The sequence below is a fragment of the Bradyrhizobium sp. MI1.10 genome (genome assembly GCF_055811035.1).
The window spans coordinates 96,061-113,867 of sequence record NZ_JBVVPN010000019.1 but is presented as its reverse complement, the minus strand read 5'-3'; the positions used below and the strand labels follow the sequence as shown (position 1 = coordinate 113,867).

General features: G+C 58.1%; 14 protein-coding genes and 1 pseudogene. 5 read left to right on the top strand and 10 right to left on the bottom strand.

Features of this window, described 5'->3' with window-relative positions; translation table 11 throughout:
• Positions 1–112: 112 nt before the first annotated feature.
• A complete protein-coding gene (locus AC0L3K_RS21010) occupies positions 113–616 on the top strand; it encodes a hypothetical protein (protein ID WP_473366830.1) in 504 nt (167 codons plus the stop codon).
• 287 nt (positions 617–903) lie between these two features.
• A complete protein-coding gene (locus AC0L3K_RS21005) occupies positions 904–2,022 on the top strand; it encodes an NAD(P)/FAD-dependent oxidoreductase (RefSeq protein ID WP_473366829.1) in 1,119 nt (372 codons plus the stop codon).
• A gap of 1,778 nt (positions 2,023–3,800) precedes the next feature.
• On the opposite strand, the gene AC0L3K_RS21000 is transcribed toward AC0L3K_RS21005, so the two are convergent.
• Positions 3,801–4,106 (bottom strand): hypothetical protein, encoded by a 306-nt coding sequence (locus AC0L3K_RS21000; protein WP_473366828.1) that lies wholly within the window; start codon positions 4,104–4,106, stop codon positions 3,801–3,803.
• Positions 4,107–4,720: 614 nt separating this feature from the next.
• Between AC0L3K_RS21000 and AC0L3K_RS20995 the strand changes: the two genes are divergently transcribed.
• Genes AC0L3K_RS20995 through AC0L3K_RS20985 form a run of 3 tightly spaced genes read left to right on the top strand, consistent with a single transcriptional unit; the run spans position 4,721 to position 7,386 of the window.
• Positions 4,721–5,929: a pyridoxal phosphate-dependent aminotransferase gene (locus AC0L3K_RS20995; RefSeq protein ID WP_473366827.1), complete on the top strand. Its 1,209-nt coding sequence runs from the start codon at positions 4,721–4,723 to the stop codon at positions 5,927–5,929.
• Between the two features lie 24 nt (positions 5,930–5,953).
• Positions 5,954–6,769 carry a phosphocholine cytidylyltransferase family protein gene (locus tag AC0L3K_RS20990; RefSeq protein WP_473366826.1) on the top strand — a complete coding sequence of 272 codons (816 nt, stop codon included), beginning with the start codon at positions 5,954–5,956 and terminating at the stop codon, positions 6,767–6,769.
• Positions 6,766–7,386, top strand: coding sequence for a CDP-alcohol phosphatidyltransferase family protein (locus AC0L3K_RS20985; protein ID WP_473366825.1), 621 nt, complete (start codon positions 6,766–6,768; stop codon positions 7,384–7,386). The genes AC0L3K_RS20990 and AC0L3K_RS20985 overlap by 4 nt, the downstream gene beginning before the upstream one ends.
• A 1,418-nt stretch (positions 7,387–8,804) precedes the next feature.
• Here the strand turns inward: AC0L3K_RS20985 and AC0L3K_RS20980 are convergent.
• From AC0L3K_RS20980 to AC0L3K_RS20940, 9 genes and pseudogenes are all read right to left on the bottom strand, one after another.
• Positions 8,805–9,101 carry a recombinase family protein gene (locus AC0L3K_RS20980; RefSeq protein ID WP_473366824.1) on the bottom strand — a complete coding sequence of 99 codons (297 nt, stop codon included), beginning with the start codon at positions 9,099–9,101 and terminating at the stop codon, positions 8,805–8,807.
• 249 nt (positions 9,102–9,350) lie between these two features.
• Positions 9,351–9,946, bottom strand: a pseudogene (locus tag AC0L3K_RS20975) (transposase); the annotation flags it as partial.
• 770 nt (positions 9,947–10,716) lie between these two features.
• Positions 10,717–11,895 (bottom strand): amidohydrolase family protein, encoded by a 1,179-nt coding sequence (locus AC0L3K_RS20970; RefSeq protein WP_473366823.1) that lies wholly within the window; start codon positions 11,893–11,895, stop codon positions 10,717–10,719.
• A 41-nt stretch (positions 11,896–11,936) separates the two neighbouring features.
• Positions 11,937–12,779: a class I SAM-dependent methyltransferase gene (locus AC0L3K_RS20965; RefSeq protein ID WP_473366822.1), complete on the bottom strand. Its 843-nt coding sequence runs from the start codon at positions 12,777–12,779 to the stop codon at positions 11,937–11,939.
• Between the two features lie 24 nt (positions 12,780–12,803).
• Positions 12,804–13,976, bottom strand: a complete 1,173-nt coding sequence (locus tag AC0L3K_RS20960) for an aminotransferase-like domain-containing protein (protein ID WP_473366821.1) — start codon at positions 13,974–13,976, stop codon at positions 12,804–12,806.
• A gap of 51 nt (positions 13,977–14,027) precedes the next feature.
• A complete protein-coding gene (locus tag AC0L3K_RS20955; RefSeq protein WP_473366820.1) occupies positions 14,028–14,615 on the bottom strand; it encodes a CDP-alcohol phosphatidyltransferase family protein in 588 nt (195 codons plus the stop codon).
• 1,140 nt (positions 14,616–15,755) lie between these two features.
• Complete coding sequence (locus AC0L3K_RS20950) at positions 15,756–17,027, bottom strand: extracellular solute-binding protein (protein WP_473366819.1); 1,272 nt, start codon at positions 17,025–17,027, stop codon at positions 15,756–15,758.
• A gap of 217 nt (positions 17,028–17,244) precedes the next feature.
• Entirely contained in the window at positions 17,245–17,517 is a 273-nt protein-coding gene (locus AC0L3K_RS20945) for a UTRA domain-containing protein (RefSeq protein WP_473366856.1), read from the bottom strand.
• 22 nt (positions 17,518–17,539) lie between these two features.
• Entirely contained in the window at positions 17,540–17,791 is a 252-nt protein-coding gene (locus tag AC0L3K_RS20940; RefSeq protein ID WP_473366855.1) for a hypothetical protein, read from the bottom strand.
• Between the last annotated feature and the right edge of the window lie 16 nt (positions 17,792–17,807).

Below are 17,807 nucleotides of genomic sequence, written 5' to 3'. Positions count from 1 at the left end.
CCGAGCATAACAGTTTGCATCCACTACCGACGTTAGTAGTTGATCTGGATCAGAGACTCATGTCACGGACTAGTTGATTACTTCGAGCCAACGTCACCTGCAGGTGTTCGGCATGGAACATCAACCACAATCTGTTCTCGTCAACGCCCCCGATCGATGCGTTGACTTGTCGCCAGCAGAAATGCTGCGCGTCCCGGCCTGCTTCGGCCATGATCTCTCCGCGTTCATGGAAGCGCAGGATGTGCACTCCAGTGCGACCGCCAAGCGCGCAGGTTTGAAAGGCCTCTGCGGGGAGAACATCGTAGATTCGACCGAACTGGCCGTGCTCGGTGACGGCGATAGCAACTCCACGAACTTCAATAACGCGCGCATCTTGGCACGCAAGCTCGTCAGCGCAACGCTGCCGGCGTCGCGCTCGTTGATAGCGTTTTTTGAAGAAGAGCTCGCTTCTTGCCGACTGCCATCCCGTCGTCGATCGCTGAATTCTGCGGCCGACCGCGGGCGGGGAAGAATAGCAGCTACCACGGAACATTGGATCGATGATGATTCGGCAAGAATCCTAGAAACTATTCGCGAGAGACCACCATTCGGGGGGAATGGGGGCCCAGACCCTTGAGAGGACTAGCTCTCAGTTGCATCTCAAAGCATCCACATCTGGCTGCCCAACCAACATGCTGGACCACAAGAGCGCTTACGTGGCAGCCGCTGCCTCGGCAGGCGTCATAATTTGCGAGAGTGGCAATTTATCTGTTTCAACGGAGGAAGCTCCGGAAGCGATCCGATTGTGCATTGACCATCCAATGCCTCGAGACACAATAGAGCGAGCGATCACGCCGTGGCGGAGCCCCTCTTTGCCGATAGCTTCTCCTCCAACAAGCGCCCGGCTGCCTGAAGGAGGAATCGATGTTGGTCGCTGTTGTTGGAGCTGGGATTATGGGCGCGTCGCTCGCGCTTCATTTCGCCGCGAACGAAATGACGGTACTGTTGTTTGATGGCGCCGTGCCCGGCTCCGGAGCGACCGGATCAAGTTTCGCGTGCCTAAACTTCTTTGCTGCGGCGGCGTCGGACTACATGCAGTTCAGGTCCGAAGCCCTTGACTACCACATGGAACTTGCACGCCCGATTGGTCTGGTAGACGCCATCAGAGCAACCGGAACATTGCGTTGGTCAACCGACTCCACGCAAAATAAGAAGTTGCTTCAGGCAGCCAGTATGGCCGAGGGGCTAGGAAGGACCGTTGAGTACCTTTCACGAAACGAGGCATTGAACCTTGAGCCCAGTCTTAGCATCGTCGGGTCTCCCGAAGTTATTGTGCGGGTTCCTCAGGAGGGATGGCTCGATGCTGTTTATTTTACGAAGCGCATGATCGACGCTGCCGTCGCTACCGGGCTAACCCATTGCGTCTCTGAAAAATGTACAAAGATGGAGCCTCTCAACCAAGGCGCCGTGGTCTGGACTAATCGTACTTGCTATCTTGTCGATGCAGTCGTGCTCGCCAGCGGCACCGGAATCAACGCCTTGCTTGAAGATCTAGCATGTACGCCATTGGTTCATGAGTCGCCCGAGGTACTTGCGCAGATACAGCATTTCGGCCCTCCGATCGAGCACGTTGTCTTTGCTAATCATATTCATTTCCGGGCAAACGGGCCTTCCTCTATCATCGTCGGCAGTGCCGGCGATCCCACAGGCGTCCGCGACTCTGGTGTAGAGCTCACGGCTGCCAGAGAGAATGTCTCGTTAGTAAGGGGCGAGCTCAAAGGCTCCTCCCTTGGGGAGTCCATCGCCGTGCGGAGAGGGACCCGTCCCGTTCCGAAAGATGGCTACCCCATCGTCGGGCGACTACCTGGTCATGCACAGATATTTATTGCGGTGACGCACGCAGGCGTCACGCTCGCCCCATATGTCGCGCTACTGCTCACCAAAGAAATTGCAAGGGAAGGATCATGTGAGGTGCTTGGCACCTTTCGACCCCAACGCTTCTGTATGCCGATAGATCAAAACAGAATCCCAAGGATCCAGTAGTTCCTGCCGATATTCGTTGAAGGCATCTAATGGGAAATCTTGAGCGTTTTATGCGGTCGCGGGGCGAGCCGCGCGCTCCGTCTTCGTACGATCTCATAGAAGCCGGATTGAACAAAGGAGTTGTGGGTGCTTTGAGGGTGGTGCAGCCCGTGCGGTTCCGGAGAAGGCGTTGCCTGTGGTCGCCGCGCATCGGCGAGACATTCGGATGTGAACGGCCCCATTGATCGAGCAAAGGGTGCGATTCAGCGAGCGAATTGCTGCGCTGAGTGTGCAGCCGAACAATTTGCGGGGACGAGCCGGATGATCACAGAATGCATGGATGGTGCGCGCGCTGATCGTGACGTATCACAACGAATGTCCACCGGGCAGGCTCGCCGGACAACGTAGATGTGCCGCATGGTGCCGCCACGATGTGCGCAGACGGAGACCTCGTATCCACGAAAGGTTCGGCGCTGGCTTCTCGATCGGCTGGGGGATGGCAGGCCGCGAGGTAGGCGTTCAGGGAAAGCGACGAATGACCTGGTGCGGCAGCAACAGCCCGAGCCGTCTGCCCCCTCTGCCCCACGCGTAGTGAAGCGTAAGCTCGCATCGGCACCTTCCGCCCAAAGACTTATGGCTCGTGAGAAAACGCCTTCCTGTGTGCCGAGAAGCACGCGAGCGGCTCATCGAGCGCACGGACGCGAAACGGTTGCGGGAGGGACGGGAAGCAGCGACGCTGCGCGCTCCACCCGATCGTACCCGTTGGCGGCGAGCGTCGCCAAGAGGCGGTTGCAGCACTCACTCCGACATTGCAGCGTGAACCGCTTGCCGAACGGGCCATCGATGCAGGCACCGAGCGCGAAGTCGTGCAGGCAAGCACGCGAAGCGGCCGCGGCTGCCGACGCAGCGCGCCGCCGGCGCAGCTCCCCGCGCACCCCTGCCGGCGGCCCTCCTTCAGACGGATATTCTGGCACGTCTGCCGGTGGAGCAGGAGCAGATCATCCGGGAGATTGAGGCGAGCGGGTGCAGGCGCAATCGACGAATCCCAGCGAACGAGCCAAGCCCGTGGTGGTATCTGCGCCGCTGCTCGTGGGCCTCGTCTCTCCTCGGATTTCTCTTCTGAATAGCGCTCGCATTTCCAATGCTCGTATTCCTCGTCGGGGTAGCCAGCGCAGCGCGGGCGCTACGACGAAAAGTGTGATGCCGCCGCCAACACTGCGCTTGCGGCCGAATTCGTCGGCAAGCGCCCCAACCGTCAGCAAGGTGCTTGCGAACACCAGCATGTTTCCCGTGGACCACATGCGCGAGCCCACGGGCGAGATGATATTCCTTCTCGAGCCCTGCTGGAAGGCGGAGCTACCGTTGAAGGTGCTTCAACTGGGTCTGGAGGCAAAAGTCGAGTCGTTCCCAGATTCACCCGGGCTTGCTCCAGAAACTCTTCGTCTTCGGCGAGGCGGTCCTCCGGATGTCGAAGAATCCCACCCGAGCGACGCGCCGATCCGTTTATGCAGGTTGAAGCCGACGAAGTCGGCCTTGAGCTCGCCACCTTAAAATCGAGTTGTCCCCACGAATGGGTCGCGTCGACGATGGCGTCGATGTCCTTGGCCTTCGCCATGCACGCGATCTCGCCATCGGCATGACGAGGCATTTCCGGTGGCTGATCTGGGTGAGGAGTAGGATTCTCGTCTTCGGGTTCGCGTCGAGCACCCGGACGTAGGCGTCCAGCACGGCCTGTCGGGTCGCCGGCTCCGGCACGTTGAACTTGATGACCTCGACACCACGCCGTGCCTTGAGCGCGTTCATGGAATATAGCATCGAAGCGTATTTGAGATCGGCGTAGAGCATAGCATCGCCGGCTTCAGCTTGTTGTAGCCGCCCACCAGGAACTGCAGCGCATCGGTCGCGCCAGGCGTGAGCGCGATCTTCTCGGGTGCCGAGCCCACGGCTTCCGCCACCTTGGCGCGCACGGCCTCGAATTCCGGTCTGGAGCGCTGCCGCACATAGTAAGAATTCTGGTAGTTGAGCATGTCGGATTGGCGGATGAACTGACGCCGCACCGGCTCGGTCATGATACCCCAATAGCCGTTCTCCAAGTCGACTGACATCCGGCGTCACAGCATAGAGCCCGCGCACGGCGCGCCAATCGGCCTCATCGATGGCGCGGGGGGCACTGTCAGGATCGGACTGCGGCATGTTTCAAACCGCCTCGTGCATCGACAAGCTTGCAAATGATGGAAGCCATCACCAGGAGCAAGTCTAGACGCGCTCGACTCCGAACCTCGTAAATCCGCAAATTTCGCTCCAATTCTTGCGTTTGCGCTCGGGTCAACTACCAACGTTAGTATTTGATCCGGTGATGGGAGCAAACTATTTGACGGATGAGCATCGCGCTGGGCAACATCAGCTGCAAGGAGTTCAGCATGCAAACTCACTCTCACTCTGTTCTGGCCGACGGCCGCGATCGATGCGTCGGCTGCGCGGTGCCAAAATACTGTGTGCTCAGGTCTACTCCAACGGCGCCCCTCCCTCCTCGTGTAAGTGCATGAAGGGCTCCTTGGCGCGATGAAGAGGTCGCCGGTCCCAAAACTCTTAAGCCTCATTTGGCTACGACGCGGTTGTCGAGCGGACGAGTGACATCCGCTGAGGCAGATCGCGTACCGGCGGCGAAGCGGTTGCGATCACCTTAACAAAATCGACAATCGGCTCAGGAGAAGCGCACATGTTGGCGCAACGGATGTCTTTGCTTTCAGGTTCGGGCACTGCTGCCGCCCGTGAGGCAGCTAAGACAGCTGCCGCGACCGGACGTCAGATCATCGATCTGGCGGCCGGCGAAGTCATCATCGGGCCCCCAAGATCCGTGCGCGAAGGAGCGATTGCCGCGATCAATGCCGGGACTAACCGCTATACCGATTCCATCGGCCTGACGCCGCTTCGTAAGGCTATCGCCGAAAAGCTGTCGAGGGAAACAGGCATCGGCTGGGATACGGATGACATCGCGATCACTGCGGGTGCAAAGCAAGGACTGCTCGACGTTGCCTTGGCGGTGTTCGATCCGGGTGACGAAGTCATCATCATTCGCCCCTGCTGGCCGACATTTCCGTCCCAGGTTCTTCTCGCTGGCGCAAAGCCCGTGTTCGTTGACGCCCGTCCCCCGACATATATTCCCAAAACTGATGCAATCCGTGCCGCTGTCACACCGCGCACGAAAGCCATTATCATTAACTCGCCGAACAATCCGACTGGCGCAGTGTATGATCGAACGACTCTACAAGCTATCGGCGACCTCGCGATCAACTATCAGCTCTGGATCGTTTCCGACGAATGCTACTCCAGCTTCGTGTTCACCGGTTCGCGCCATGAGTCGATCGTCATGGCGCATCCCGGCGTCCGTTCACGCACGATCCTAGTCAACGCCTTCTCCAAAGAGCTGGCGATCACCGGTTGGCGCCTGGGTTATTTCGCAGCTCCTCCGGAGATCGTTTCCGCGGCCAAGAAGCTGCAGAGCCATACGACCTCGAATGCCAATGTAATCGCGCAGCACGCGATCCTGCATCACCTTCAAGTCGGCGACGGCAGTTTCGAACGAAAGATGCACGAGCGTCTGTCCGACGCACGAAACGATGGTCTTCGCATCCTCTCTGGTCTGCAGGACGTAACCTGGCCGGGCGCCGACGGCTCATTCTTCTTCTATCTCGATCTGAGTAGGCTTGTCTCCGCTTTGCCGGCCGGCGGCCACCTTCGATCCGCCGACGACATTGCACGATTGCTCCTGGAGGAAGCCGATGTGGGCTCCGTCGCCGGTAGTACCTTTGGCGACGTGAACGGGCTGCGTCTCTCGTTCGGCGCTCCGCCAGACCTGCTGGAGTCGGGACTAAGACGCGCCGTCGAGACCCTGAACAACCTGCGGACCAGACAATCAGCGGCCTGAGGCTTCCTAAAAGGACATTTCGAGATGCTCAATGGTACACGGGCCGTAATCCTTGCCGCAGGAATGGGCTCAAGACTGCGCCCCTACACGGAATTCGTTCCGAAACCCCTGGTGGAGGTGAACGGAACGCCGTTGCTGCACAACGCGCTGCACCAGTTGTCCGAGCTCGGGACTCGCGAAGCGACCATCGTCGTGGGTTATCGCGAGGAAGACATCGAACAATCGTGCGGTCATCGGTTCGAGGGGGTCGACATCGAGTATGTCCATAATCCCATCTTCGATCGGACCGGCAGCGCATATTCCCTATGGCTAGCGCGAAATACAATGCTCGCCGGCGACACTGTCCTTCTCGAGGGCGACGTGTTCTTCGAGCGGGAAGTCCTCGAACGAACCATTCGAACGGTCTCATCCACCAAGCAGAGTGTGGCGGCCGTCGCAGCGTTCAACGCAGCAATGAGTGGTTCCGCGGTGGAGCTTGCTGACAATGGTTCTGTCGTCACGTTCGTCATGAACCAAACGCCCGTCGAGGCCCGGGCCAGGCGTCTCTTCAAGACCATCAACCTGGTGCGCTTTTCCGCAGACGCCTCGCGCGAACAGCTCGTCCCAGCACTGCACCGGGCTATGGAAAGTGGGCATCGTACGGCCTATGTCGAGCAGATCCTCGCGCTGCTTGTCGAGAAGGGAGAGCTGCAGCTTTCAGCAGCGGATTGCAGCGATACGCGCTGGTTCGAAATCGATAGCGAAGATGATCTGCGCTTGGCCGAGAAGATTTTCGCGCCGCCGATGAGCCGCGCACTTCCTGCGGCAAGTTGCATCCCGCTGACGGGAGCGAGGCGATGATCGGGTATCTGCGTGACTACGCAAATGCCATCACCGCCCTCTCGTATCTGTTTGCCGTCATCGGGCTGTTCCTGGCCTTGAACCAAAAGATAGAGTTCGGCGTTGCGGCAATGCTTTGGACCTGGTTTCTGGATCATTGGGACGGGCATGTTGCCCGGAAGATGCGACATGTTCGCCGTCCAGGTGTGGCGGAGTTCGGAAAAAGCTTCGATGGATTTGCCGATCTCATTCATGGCGTTGTGTTCCCGGCCACGATCATTATTCTTGTGGGTCAAGGCACGATGCTATCGCTCGTCGCGAGCATGGCGCTGGTATTGGCGGGCGCGATCAGGCTCAGCTATTTCAAAAATGTAGGACTCACATCTGACGCGCGATTTATCGGCGTTCCCGTTTCATACGATACGCCAGTCCTTTCTATCCTGCTGCTCGCTCGCCCGTTGTTGTCGGACGATGCTTTTCCGACAATTGTTGCGGCAACCTTCATCATACTCGCGCTCTTACACGTGACCACTGCAATCCGCGTCCCAGCAATTCGTGGAATTGCGGTGCCGGTCGCGACAGCCTTTGCAATTGCCGGCTCGATCGCGCTGGCAACTGTCCCGGGTGTTGCCCGCTAACCGGCTGAAGATCGTTTTGGTTTCAAGCCAGGGAGGGGACAATAGACAATTTTTCACATCTTAGCGAAGTTGCACAGGCTGCCGCACGGCTCATCGACTTCGGGCGCAATTTTCCCCCTCCGAGTCCGCTCGTCCGGACTGCACTCTAAAATGTTTTCCGATTTTGCGAAGACGAATGTCGCAGAGGCTATTCGATTTCCTCATTTCACCGGCACAGAAGGATCGTGAAGCCGGTGCCAATTGGCTCGCACGGCGACTCGAAGGAACGCTGGATCCGGGCCGAATAGTACTCGCTAACCGGTACGCAGAGCATCCTCGCGATGTTGGGAGGGATTGAGCCTGAGACCCTTGATTGTGCGTCCATAAAATTCAAGGGGAAGGCGCGCGCCTTATACTGTATGCCTACCCTTCATAATCCCACATCAGCGATCGTGACCGAGACGAGGCGACAAGAACTCGCGAAGATCGCGCGCCGTCATAATCTTTCAATCTTTGAGGGCGACATCTATGGCGTCCTCCCGAAGAACGCTCCTCCTCCCCTTTCTGCGTATGCGCCCCGCACGCAGCTAGTACATCTCGGGTCTCAGCAAATCCTTGGCTTGTCAGCTTCGGGTCGGCTACGTTGCGGGTCCAGTTTATCGACGCAGAGGGCATTTTGGCATGGGGGTAGAACAACAAATTGGATCGTTGCGCCTCTCATCGCGGAGATCGCGCCCCATTGGCTAACGACTGGCTTGGCATCTGAATTATGGATGCAGTGCGCCTTGAAACGCACAGCCGCCGGAATATCGCGGAAGAGGCGTTCGTTATGCCATCCGATATCGATCCGGCAAGTTACCACCTCTGGATCAAACCGCCCGACCACCTAAACTTCGAAGCAATGAGGTGTTGTCGTCGCGGCCGGAGATTCATTCGCCGGTGGTCGTCTCTAGGTAACACAACATTCCGGATAGGGCTTGGGGTCGCCGTCGATCGCGACCAACTTCGCAACGGCCCGTCAAACTTATCAGAGCATAGCTTTCGGAGATCTTTGAGAGCTTACCATGACTGCCAAATTTCCCAATTTTGAGGCCCCCTGGTCCGGGTTCACTGGCGATGGCGAAAGCTACGACCTTTATAGACCCAGCTATCCCGCTGAAGTTGCGAGGGTGATCATTGATCACGTCGCCAACCAAATGCTTCGACGACCCTAGTGTGGACGTAGGAAGCGACGCTTCATGCTTTCCCCCGGATTTTTGTTGGAATGAACTCGGCAAGACCGAGATCGATGCCGACGAAAACGTGGCGGGAGCGCGGTACTCGCCGAGCTGGGCCTTGAAGCCTCGAGCAGCGATTCCACGTTGGCGAAGTAGGCTCAGCTCATATTGGGACATCGGTTCTTCAGTCCGAGCAGCAGGCGGTCGTTGACAAGCCGGTGATCATAGACGCCGATCGGGATCGATGACGAACCCGTCCGCGAGGGCGCATATGTCGATCAAGTGATGCCAGTCGCGTTCATTGCGCGCCAGCCGCGAGGCCTCGATGCAATAGACGGCCCCCAACGTCCCCGAACACACCATCGCCACAAGCCGCTCAAATCCAGGGCCGCGGAGTGCTGCCTCGGCGGTTCGACCCATCTTCGCGAAGATCCTCAGAGGCGATTCGGTTTTGTTTAGGTTGCGACCCGATGAGAGATTCCCTTTTTGGAGTCCTGAAGCCAACACCTCCGCTTCCATTCTCCTCTTATCTCCAACAATCATGATCTGTATTCAGCAGGACTAATGCCTATCGCGAAATCTTAGGCAATAGACGGTTCTTCACAAACTAGCCTCGCCAGGACGCCACTCAATTGACACCCTTTGTCGCAACGGAGCAACGCGCCGGGCAGAACGATTTGACCGCTCGTTTGGCAGGGAAGGCCTCTCTCACTGCCGGTTCTCAGACGCGGCTTGATCCCGAATGCTCTTCCTCAGCGCTAATCAAGGCTATGCGGAATCGTGGGCGACAAGGCAATCAGGCTGCGTGTTTGCCGGCATGTGGATGACCTCGATGCCGTCGTTGAATCTGACACCTGCGATCACCTTCGGCAACTGATTTGTGCCTTTGAGCCGCCGCCAGGCTTTTGATGCGGCGATAAGCAGCTTGAACACGATCAGCCGGGCGGTCCTTGACGACAGCGATCCTTTCGTCCGCACGGTTCTGTGCCGCACGGTCGCGAACACGCTTTCGATGGCGTCGGTCGTGCACAAGTGATCCCAATGCCCGGCCGGGCGTCGTAAAGGCCAGCAGCGCGTCGCGGTCCCTGGCGAGGCATTCGTCCGCCCGGGTGTATTTGGCGCAGTATCTCTCGGCGAAGACCTCGCAGGTCCTTCTTCATGTTGGCCTGCACCGAGAGCGGGACTTTGTCCAGGACGTTCACGGTCCTGTGCACCCAGCAGCGCTGGTGCCGCGTGCCGGGAAAGACGTCGTCAAGCGCCCTCCAGAAGCCGAGCGCGCCATCACCAAGGGCAATTTCCGGGGTGATCTGCAACCCGCGTTGCTCTACGTCGATCAGGAGCTTACGCCAGCTCTGCGTGCTCTTAACACGAACCTCCGTGTGCCGGCCACCGGCCCAGTGGGTGAGCAGAAACGCCCCATTGGCGTTCTCATCGAGATCGCAAACAATCTCTAAGACTACGATGTGAACCAGCCGCTGCTTGGTGCGTGTGTCCGTGGACGTGCATTCCAAACCCGCGGCAGATCATGCGTATCTCGAGCGCTCAACCTGGTCGGACACCAATATCGCTGCAACAGCCAGGTCGGAAACAGCTCAAGCTTTGCAGCGCGACCGCACGATCGACCCGCACTCCGCCGATGCTGATACATAAGCCTGCCCGATATGGCCTCGTCACCGCGGCATTGATAACGATGTGCATTGCCCTTGGCCTGGCCATAGAACACACGCATCATCCGCCCGCAACGCCCCGTACCACGCCGGTCAGAGGTGCGCGTCCCCCGCGCGCCGATTTACCCGAGCAGTTCTTCTTCGTGTGCACGGTTTCCAGCTGGAGCCTCTGATTGTCTTTATATTCCTGCCAACTAATATAGCCGGGGTGATTGCCGTGCAGAAGAACATTCCAGTGCTCCCGCGGCTTCTCGAACCCGCTGACCTTACGGGCGCGACCGCATCCGTGTCTTCATTCGGCCAAGCGCGAAGGCGCCAGCTTCGAGCGGATTGTACAGGATCTGCATCACCATGTGATAGCTGGCGCCTTCCAGCTCAGCTTGAAGATTTGAACGTTCCTCACGACCACGGGCATTTTGATGTCGGCGGGCAGCCAAAGAAAGCCTGCGGGGGCTGCCGAGATCGCGCTATATGGGCAGCATCGCTGGATCCATTAAGCGGCCGGATTTGACGACGATTTCGACTTCGCCAAGTGCAGCGATATTTGACATTGGGTCGGCATCGAGAACGACGAGGTCGGCCGCTCTTCCCGCAGTAACGATCCCCACTCGATCATCGATGCCTAACAGGATCGCAGCGTTCCGGGTGATCGCTTCAACGCACTGCATCGGGGTCATCCCCCATTCCTGCATCGTACTGCATTCATCCGTCAGATTGCCTAGGCTATCCGAACCAAAGGCAAGCGTCACTCCCGCGTCAAGGGCATGCCGAAAGCCTACCTTGTGGTGCTCAACGAGCTCGGCGCTGTGGCGCATGATGCCTTGACCTCGTCCCCAGTCATTTCCGAGTTCCTTATACCCGCTGAGAGTCGGCACCAGGCCCACGCCCCTTTTTGACATATTTCTTGCGGTAGCAGCGCTGAGGAATACACCGTGTTCGATGGTGTCAGCGCCAGCTTCGATGGCATTTGCGATCGCTTCGTCGCAAAGCGCGTGTGCCATGCATCTGCGGCCATGGTGGTGCGCAAGGTCGAAAGCGGCCCGCATCGTTGCAACATCCATGTTAACCGCGCTTAATGGCTCGCCTTCGGCATGGCCCCATTCGATGCTAGCCATGCATTTGATGAAGTCAGCGCCCCGCTTAATCATCGCTCCGGCGGCTTTCTTCGCCTCAAGAGGACTATCCACCTCCACAAATATCTCATGCGCGTAGCCCGCCGTTTCAGTAAGGCCCTGAGCGGTTGCGAGAATGCGAGGCGCGACGATATCGGAGCTTGTAATCGCAGACTTGAGTGACAGCGACAATCCTCTGGGGGCGCCCGCATCGCGAACAGTTGTTATGCCCTCTCGCAAGTTGACAAGTGCGTTCTGGATGCCCCGCGCGACCATTATCGCATCATCGGCACCCGCGCGATCTGTCCGCGAGCCGCGAAGTCTTTTTGTTGTTAGGTGATCGTGAGCATTAATGAAGCCTGGCAAAAGATATTTCCCAGTCAGGTCTATAACTCTCGCTTCGGCTTGATCAGCCAATTCACCTGCAGAGCCGACAGCAATTATGCGATCGGCCTCAACAACGACCTCAGCATTCGCAATTGGCCTGCCTCCACGTCCATCGATTAATGTGGCGCCGCTTAATACTAAACGCATCCTGATCTCCACCATCCACTGACGGAAGACTCCACTAGACCCTAGGTGCGACGCGCTGTAATGATTTCGCCCTCGTAAGGCATTTCGACAAGTGCGTTGCTATCACGGCACTGTTCGAAGAGGATGCCGAGGGCCGAAAGGATCGCATCCTCTCCCTCGTGATTGATCGCTTTCTGCACGATTGTGAACGACCGCGCACGATGCTGAAACGTTTCGCGATCGATCAGCTCGTTGAAAACGAAGCGTTCTCGCGTCACGTCTTTCAGACCAGCTTCGGCTCCTAACTCGACCGCAATATCAATCTCTGCGTAGCCGCCCTCAGGTCTGGAATGCCGATGCCGGCGGTAGCCGGGGAGTGCGGCCTCGATTACCGAGAGAAAGCCATCCACGAAGGCACTACCCTTGTCGTAAGGCTCGTACTGAACGATTGCGAGGACACCCCCAGGCGCCAGGACACGCTGCGCCTCTCGATAGAACGCCGGACGATTGAAGCGATGCACTGCGCTAGCAGCCGTTACTAACTGAGCAGAACCGTCTGCCGCTCGCAGATGTTCGGCCACCCCGTCTGTGTAGTGCACGAGCACGCCGGTTGGCGTCTGGGTCTCCGCGTGCCGCCGCATATCTTCGTTTGGCTCTACTGCGACGATCTGGAAGCTAGAGCCAAAAACCGCGGCAAGGCTGCGCGTGAACAGCCCGGTCCCGGCGCCTACCTCGATGATTTGACCTCCCCTGCAATCAGCGAGCACGAACCTCAATTGTTCTGCAATCCGCGACGGGTACGTCGGGCGAAACTGATAAAAGTAGCCGAGATCATCAAAATCGTCCCAGGGACTGTGAATCTGGCCCGACGCAGGTTGGCTCGTTGCCGTGCTTCGTATGGACATATTATTGTCTCCATGACGCTGGGCCTAGGTCAATCGGTACTTGTCGTACTCTGCCGCGATAATTTTGATTGCCCTCTCGAGGGTTGAGTCATCCGATGGGTTGCCGAGGCCGAACCGGATCGCTCGTGGCGGCTCCGCTTCACCGATCACGAACCCATCACTTGTCGAAACAAGCACGCCAGCTTGCTCAAGTCTCGTAGTTAGATCGGCACTCGTGACGTGAGGCGGCGTTAGCATCCATACATGGAGACCCCCCTCCCCGAGTCGGTGATCGACGTTTGTGAGATGTTGGCGAACCAAAGTATGCCGCGCGGCCGTTGCGCTGCGAACAGCGTCAAGAATCCTTGCGATTGATCCAGTCTCAATCAATTCTGTGGCGAGTGCGGCGCTAAGCGGCGCCGTCATCCAGAAGGTAGCCCGGACTCCCGGCCAAAAGAGGTCCGCCGCCGCCTCCTTTGACGGCGCAACGACATAGGCCACCTTCATTCCCGGCGCGACACTCTTGGCTAAGCCGAGCAGATACCAAGAAATTTCCGGGGCAAGGGCAGAAAGCGGCGGTGGCGCATTCCTGGGAATAAGGCTGTAGATGTCATCCTCGATGATGGAGACGCCGAACTCTCTAGCAATCGCGACGACTTCCTTGCGTCTTTCCAGGGACATGGTGACGGTGGTCGGGTTTTGAAGCGTCGAAAGAGGGTATAGCGCTTTCGGGCGATGCGTCTGGCACACCTTTCGAAATGCGTCCGGGATCATGCCGTCGTCATCCATCCGGACCGGCGCCAAGCTTACACCATAACGGGCTGCAAACACCTTGATCGGCGGGTAGGTTAGTTCATCAACGGCCAGCATCCCGCCTGCGCCGACGAGGCCGGGAATGAGCATGTTCAGAGTACTTTGTGTGCTGCTTGCCAGGACAATACGCGCTTCGTCAGCTCGATAACCCAGGCGCGAGGCGCAGAATTCAGCGCCGGCTCGTCGGTCGGGTTCGGTTCCGCACCAACGATGATGTCCAATAATGTTACTTAGAGCACCCCGTACCAGAATGTTATTTATTGCGTTGCTGAGGACCGGATCAAAGACGTGTGCTACTGGCGGCGGCGGATTCAGCCTAAGTGCGATCGGCGTTTTAAGGCGTTGGTCAAGCTGGGCCTGAAGTGAGGCTTTCACAGCAGGTGCTGCTGCAAACGCGTTGTTCATTGGGGCGCCCTCCTAGATAGTTCACTTCCAGCTACATCAAAGTGGCGGCCATTAGAACCAACGACCCAATCGCTGTGGCCGTACTATCTGAACGCCAAGGCCTCGGATTGCCCGGACCTTCACAAACTCGGATACATGGAAGACCGCAAGGACTGAAAACAGTAGGGCCAGTGCCGTCTCGAACGTCCCCCCGGACATTAGCGGTCGGAGCAAGAACATCAGGGCAAGTAATGGAGCATCATACGAAACCGGAATCCCGAGAAAAGGAGCGTCATGCGTTAGGCCGACATTCTCGAAATAGCTCAGCCTAATCGCACCCAAAACCAGGAGCAGACTGGCGAAAAGTGACAGTGCCGAACCTCGGCCAACAAGTATAATGATGGCGGCCAGGAACAAGATGCCGTGGATGAAGTCGACAAAGCTATCGAAGCTCTTTCCGAATTCTGCTGCACCTGGGGGGCGAAGATGGCTAGTTTTGCGAGCAATATGCCCGTTCCAATGATCTAGAAAGAAAATCCAGAGCATCGCCGCAACGTCGAACTCTATCTTGCCGTTGAAGGCCAGGAACAGCCCGACGACGGCAAACAGATAGGCGACGGCCGAGATGGCATTTTCATAGTCACGCCGATACCCGATCATCACCTTGCCCCTGCTCTCAGGGTTGATGTTGCGTGCCGAATTCCGAAGGTGTGACTTCGCTCTACATTCCTAGAGGATGCCATGCGTCGGTTCTCTCGATCAATTGCTAACGTTGGTAGTTGACCGGAGTGCGAATTTTGTAAGTCCCTACAGAATTGATGCAGGAGATGTTGACTCGTATGACGCTTGCTATGCTCAGCTCAGGTCCTCGTAGCTTCTGACGGATTCGGGTAACCATCAGACGTTCATCATACCTTCGCTCGCGGTCCTTGAGAACAACCTGTGTCCGAGCAATTCGGCCAGCATGGTCTTCGGTCTCGTGCCAGGAGACCAGCCGCAGCCATCAAACGGCGACTCTGAAGAAAGAGGTGGTCAAAGATAATATCGCATCCCTCATCCGATGATTTCGGTGCTATGAGGCGCTGTGATCCCCGCATTTGGCGGCGATACGGCCTGGTCAACCAACGGCCCGACTTGGCTGCGGATATGCTCGCATCTGATGTGCCGATGTCGGTTCGCCTGAGCGGCAACTACAATTCCCAGACCACCTTGACAAAGACGTACTCAATGCACTCGTACGCAGGGCCTCGAAGCAGAATCCCCACTTTCACCTGTTGCGGGTCATTCGGATTCTTGAGACCACGATGAGAACGCCCTTGACGACCGCATAGATGTGGATACTCGTGATTATCGGTTCAGGGGGCGATCAGAAGGAACTCAGCTAGCGAGAACCGGCTAGAACCGATGACAATCGAAGATAGAAGTGCAAGAATCGGAGAGACTGCGTGTCCGTTCGAAGGAGTAATTCCTCTCAAGCGGAGGCAGCGGGAAATGACTCAGTACCATGTGGGTACGCCATCGATCACACTGCGCGAAACAGACCGGGGAAAGGCGAAGACGCTTTCAACACTTCCGGCGCAATATTCAATTTCGCCAACTGGTCGAGTCCGCCAAGATGCGCCGGCTCATTGAGCGGAGTTACGAACAGGAGATCGGTCCTGGCACTTCCAGTTGCAGCTGGCGCGGCTTTCACGCAGACGGGCGCTATTGACCCGTACATAGTCATATCTGACTGTCATCGTGGTCTGACTGTCATCGTGGTTGGCTTGCCTGATGCGGCTCTGGGCTCGAGCTGCCCGCTCACTTGGTCGTCTTGCAGGGCGGCAACAATGCGGTGATGGCAGCACCAAGCTTTGGCATGGTCTCTCCGGCACCCGCTTTGCCGGTGATGATCGCGTCCACATACTCCTGGATGACGGAAGGGATCTTCAGCCCGTTGGGGCCCGGCCACATATACCAGGCAGTGAGCTTCCCCATCTGGGCCAGGGCCGTCGCCTGATTTGGATGGCTCTTGTAGAAGGACCCGAGCAACGCCGGATCATCGACTGCACGCTGGCTGACAGGAAGATAGCCGGTGTTCTGGGCCATGATGGTCTGGGCTGCCGGTCCGGTGGCGAACTTGACGTAGTCCCAAGCCGCTTTTTGCTTTTCCTGAGCTGAAGTGGTGACAACGAGCATAGATCCGCCGGCGGGCAGCTTCCCGTTGGCCAACGTTGTCGGAAACGGCAGCGTCCGATATTGAAAGGCAGTCTTGATCTCCGCCTCGTTGCGCAGGGTCGTAGCGCCGGATGCAGCAGAAATGCCGATTGTTCCGGAGGAGAAGGCCTGCAGCACCTGCTGCCATGACATCGCTGGCATCCTTGTGTCGTGAAAGAGCTGAAGGACTTCGAGCGCCCGCAGCCCCTCTGGACTGTCGAAGCCGATGCCGCAGCCGTCGGGCCCGTCCATTTGTCCGCCGGCTCCTCGAATGAGGGCTTGCAGTGTCCAGTTGCCCCAGGAGTCGTACTGAAAGGTGAAGCCCGTTAGCTTGGGATCGAGAGCGGAGATTCTTTGCCCGAGTTCAGCGATCTCGTCCCAGCGGGCTGGAAAAGCCTCCATGGATCCGCCCGCGCGGCGCACCAGATTCAGATTCACATGCAGCACCGGGACAGATATCGCGAATGGTACTCCAAGCTGCCGGCCGGCGACGGCGCCGAGAGACAAGATCGTCGGATAATACCCCAGCGCCGGCCACCCCCCGTCGCCCTCCACAAACCGGTCCAGCGGCACAGCAAGGCCGCGTTCGGCGATGAGGCCGACATGATTCATACCGATAAAGGCTACGTCGGGTGCGCCGCCAGTGAGGCGGGACTTCAGAAGTTCATTTACGACGTCATCATAGGTTGCGAGCGGCGCGCGCAAGTCGATCCGTACGCCGGGATGCTCGGCCTCAAAGCGTCTGGCGATTTCCTCCTGCGTCGGCCGGTAGCTGCTCGGCAGCGCATACGACACGGCGAGCACTGTCTCGGCATGCACAGTGGCCAGGCCAAGCAGAGTCAGGGCAATCGCGCCGACACAGGCAATCCTTGTCATTGAACATCTCCGAGGCAAACGGTAGGCTCCGATGTTCTTCCCATCCTGGGAAGCAACGGAGCGTCTCTGGGCGTGAACATGAGCGCGTCATCTGATAAGCCGATGACAGTTCTTTTAACCGGCACTGACAGATACCAGACGAGTCGGACAAACGTACTCTTCCGGCGAAAGCTAGCGTTCGGCGCATGGGGGCTCATTCGCCGAAGCGAACGACCAATTACATGTGCTGCGGGGCGACTTGGGTCCTTGAGATCACGATCGGAACGCCCTCGGCCTCCACGTTGATATTGGTGATCGAGATCACCGGTTGCCGGGGCGGCAGGGCGAAGAGCATGGAATCGGCTTGCGAGAGTGAACCGGCGGAAATCCGCGTCTCGAACCGACGGTAGTCGAGGACGCGAATTGTATGATTCGCTGAAGCTGCCGGTCCGTCGATGATCGCTTCGATTCCCTCGAAGCGGGGCACCGGAAAATAGCTCGATGCAACAATGCCGGCGAGTCGTCGATGAGGCTCAAAGTATCGACCCCGCGTGCGAACTGCCCGTGGGGCAGGCGAAGGTCGCGCGCAAGGTCCTTGTCAACTCAGACCCGCGCGGAACGTACGAAGCGACGCTCGCCGAGCCGGTCCATGTCGCGCAGAGAGGTGGTCGAGCGGGACTTCGGGCCCAAGCGGTGGCGGACGATGCGTTCCTTGACGCACGTCCCCCGACCTGCTCGATGCGCACATAATCGCGCTCTTTGAGCACTGCGAAGGCGCGCCGCACGGTATTGCGGTGAACG

Excerpts from the sequence above, each read along its gene's own strand:
- AC0L3K_RS21010 (WP_473366830.1), top strand. The coding sequence starts at position 113 with ATGGAACATCAACCACAATCTGTTCTCGTCAACGCCCCCGATCGATGC.
- AC0L3K_RS21005 (WP_473366829.1), top strand. The coding sequence starts at position 904 with ATGTTGGTCGCTGTTGTTGGAGCTGGGATTATGGGCGCGTCGCTCGCG.
- AC0L3K_RS21000 (WP_473366828.1), bottom strand. The coding sequence starts at position 4,106 with ATGTCAGTCGACTTGGAGAACGGCTATTGGGGTATCATGACCGAGCCG.
- AC0L3K_RS20995 (WP_473366827.1), top strand. The coding sequence starts at position 4,721 with ATGTTGGCGCAACGGATGTCTTTGCTTTCAGGTTCGGGCACTGCTGCC.
- AC0L3K_RS20990 (WP_473366826.1), top strand. The coding sequence starts at position 5,954 with ATGCTCAATGGTACACGGGCCGTAATCCTTGCCGCAGGAATGGGCTCA.
- AC0L3K_RS20985 (WP_473366825.1), top strand. The coding sequence starts at position 6,766 with ATGATCGGGTATCTGCGTGACTACGCAAATGCCATCACCGCCCTCTCG.
- AC0L3K_RS20980 (WP_473366824.1), bottom strand. The coding sequence starts at position 9,101 with ATGGAAGCGGAGGTGTTGGCTTCAGGACTCCAAAAAGGGAATCTCTCA.
- AC0L3K_RS20970 (WP_473366823.1), bottom strand. The coding sequence starts at position 11,895 with ATGCGTTTAGTATTAAGCGGCGCCACATTAATCGATGGACGTGGAGGC.
- AC0L3K_RS20965 (WP_473366822.1), bottom strand. The coding sequence starts at position 12,779 with ATGTCCATACGAAGCACGGCAACGAGCCAACCTGCGTCGGGCCAGATT.
- AC0L3K_RS20960 (WP_473366821.1), bottom strand. The coding sequence starts at position 13,976 with ATGAACAACGCGTTTGCAGCAGCACCTGCTGTGAAAGCCTCACTTCAG.
- AC0L3K_RS20955 (WP_473366820.1), bottom strand. The coding sequence starts at position 14,615 with ATGATCGGGTATCGGCGTGACTATGAAAATGCCATCTCGGCCGTCGCC.
- AC0L3K_RS20950 (WP_473366819.1), bottom strand. The coding sequence starts at position 17,027 with ATGACAAGGATTGCCTGTGTCGGCGCGATTGCCCTGACTCTGCTTGGC.